The sequence below is a fragment of the Glycomyces paridis genome (genome assembly GCF_004912155.1).
In the GTDB taxonomy this organism is placed as follows: domain Bacteria; phylum Actinomycetota; class Actinomycetes; order Mycobacteriales; family Micromonosporaceae; genus Glycomyces; species Glycomyces paridis.
This window is the reverse complement of the sequence record NZ_STGX01000033.1, coordinates 1-1,867: the sequence shown is the minus strand read 5'-3', so window position 1 is coordinate 1,867 and position 1,867 is coordinate 1. Positions and strand designations below refer to the sequence as shown.

Below are 1,867 nucleotides of genomic sequence, written 5' to 3'. Positions count from 1 at the left end.
CGAGCTCGCGCACCGCCGTCTGCGTGGTCGCCGGGTCGTAGCCGTCGTCCTTGACGATGTACTCGATGCTGCGGCCGTGGATGCCCCCGCCCGCGTTCACGTACTCGAAGTAGGCCGCCGTGGCGGCCGAGATCGTCGAGTACCCGGCGGCGGCCGGGCCGGTCAGGGGCTGGTGGGTGCCGATGACGACCGTGTCGTCGGTGACGCCGGGGACCGACTCGTCGTCGCTCGGGGTGCTGCACGCGGTCAGCGCGAGGGCCGACACCGCGGCGAGGGCCGCCGCGATCCGGAAGGGGCGCTTCAGTTCTGGCATTACGATCACCTCTCTGTGCTCGTCTGTGTCTCGGTTCGAAGGGGTGGCGGGGGCCGGCGGCCGCGCCGCCGTGGCGGAGGGGTCCGGCTCACCCCCCGGTGCCCGGCGCCGCTTCGGCGGACGGGCCGGTCGCGGGGGCGGTGCGTCGGAGGGGCCGGGCGGCGCGGAGCCGGTCGAGCAGGCGGGCGGCGCCGCCCGGCCAGGCGAGGGTCAAGGCGATGAGGCCCACGCCGAAGAGCAGCACGGCGAGGTTGCCGTTGAGGCGCTGCCCGAGGTCCGCGGGGAGGGCCGCGACGAGTTCGTCCACGGCCCAGGGGAGGACGACGACCAGGACCGACCCGATCGCGGCCCCGCCGATGCTCCCGAGGCCGCCGACGACCGCGGCGACAACGAGCAGCAGCGAGAACGCCAGGCCGTAGCCGCCGGGCGTGACCTGCTGGGTCGCGATGGCGAGGACGGCGCCGCCGAGGCCGGCGGGGACCGCGCTGGCGGTGAAGGCGCCGGCCTTCACGAGCCCGGGGTCGACTCCGGACAGTCGGGAGGCGGTCTCGTCGTCGAGGACGGCGCGCATCCGCAGGCCCGCGCGTCCCGATCGCAGCATCACCATGGGGGTCACGGCGATCGCTGCGACGGCGATGGCGAGCCACGCGTGCCACTGTTCGAGCGCGATGAGGGCCGCGAGCGGTTCGGGGACGGCGAAGAACGGGGCGCGGGCGCCCTGGTCGCCGCCGAGCGGCAGCGAGTTCGCGGCCGAGGGCAGGGCGATGACGAGCGCGAGGGTGAGCCCGGCGAGGTAGGGGCCGCGCAGCCGGGCGGCGGCCAGGCCGAGCAGGAGCCCGAGCAGACCCGACACGATCGTGGCGGCCGCGAGCCCGGCGAGGAGCGCCAGCGGCCAAGGGCCGTCGACGGCGGAGGCGGTGAGCGCGAAGCCGTACCCGCCCGAGGCCATGAGGACGGCGTGGCCGAGCGAGAGCTGCCCGGTGAGTCCGACGAGGACGGTGAGCCCGGCGACGGCTGCGAAGCACGCTGCGGCCGTGGCGAGCTGGTAGTTGCGGAACGGGTCGAGGCCGAAGGTGGCCGCGAGGGCGAGGACGGTGAGGAGCAGGGCGCGCAGCGGGGTCTTCATGCGGTTCTGGCCTCCTTGGGCGAGAAGACGCCGCCGGGACGCACTAGCAGCACGAGCGTCAGCAGGCCGAGCACGGCGAGCGGCGCCGCTGCGGCGGAGGCGTAGCCGGTGACGAGGCTGACGAGCAGTCCGACGCCGATCCCGGCCAGGAGCGCGCCCACCGGGGAGTCGAGGCCGCCGATGACGGCGACGGCGAACGCGTCGACGAAGAGGAGGTCGACGGCGTGCGGGTTGAGCCCGAGTTCGGTGGGCACCAGCAGGATCGCGGCGAGCGCGGCGGTGGCGACGGCCAGCGCCCACCCGAGCGTCACCATGCGCGGCACGCGCACGCCCAGGAGCCGGGAGGTCTCCGGCGCGAACGCGGCGGCGCGCAGTTGCAGGCCGAGGGACGTGCGGGAGAAGAGCAGGGCGAGGGCGCCCATGACGGC

Annotated in this window: 3 protein-coding genes; all 3 read right to left on the bottom strand. The window is 75.6% G+C overall.

All coding sequences use genetic code 11. The annotated features are described in order from the left end of the window. A partial coding sequence (locus tag E9998_RS24995) for an ABC transporter substrate-binding protein (protein ID WP_158299981.1) occupies window positions 1-313 on the bottom strand: 313 nt, incomplete at its 3' end. Between the two features lie 88 nt (window positions 314-401). Beyond that, window positions 402-1,439: a branched-chain amino acid ABC transporter permease gene (locus E9998_RS24990; RefSeq protein ID WP_136532470.1), complete on the bottom strand. Its 1,038-nt coding sequence runs from the start codon at window positions 1,437-1,439 to the stop codon at window positions 402-404. After that, window positions 1,436-1,867 (bottom strand): ABC transporter permease subunit (locus E9998_RS24985; protein WP_275669535.1); only part of this gene is annotated, 432 nt, incomplete at its 5' end. The genes E9998_RS24985 and E9998_RS24990, both read right to left, overlap by 4 nt.

Excerpts from the sequence above, each read along its gene's own strand:
- E9998_RS24990 (WP_136532470.1), bottom strand. The coding sequence starts at position 1,439 with ATGAAGACCCCGCTGCGCGCCCTGCTCCTCACCGTCCTCGCCCTCGCG.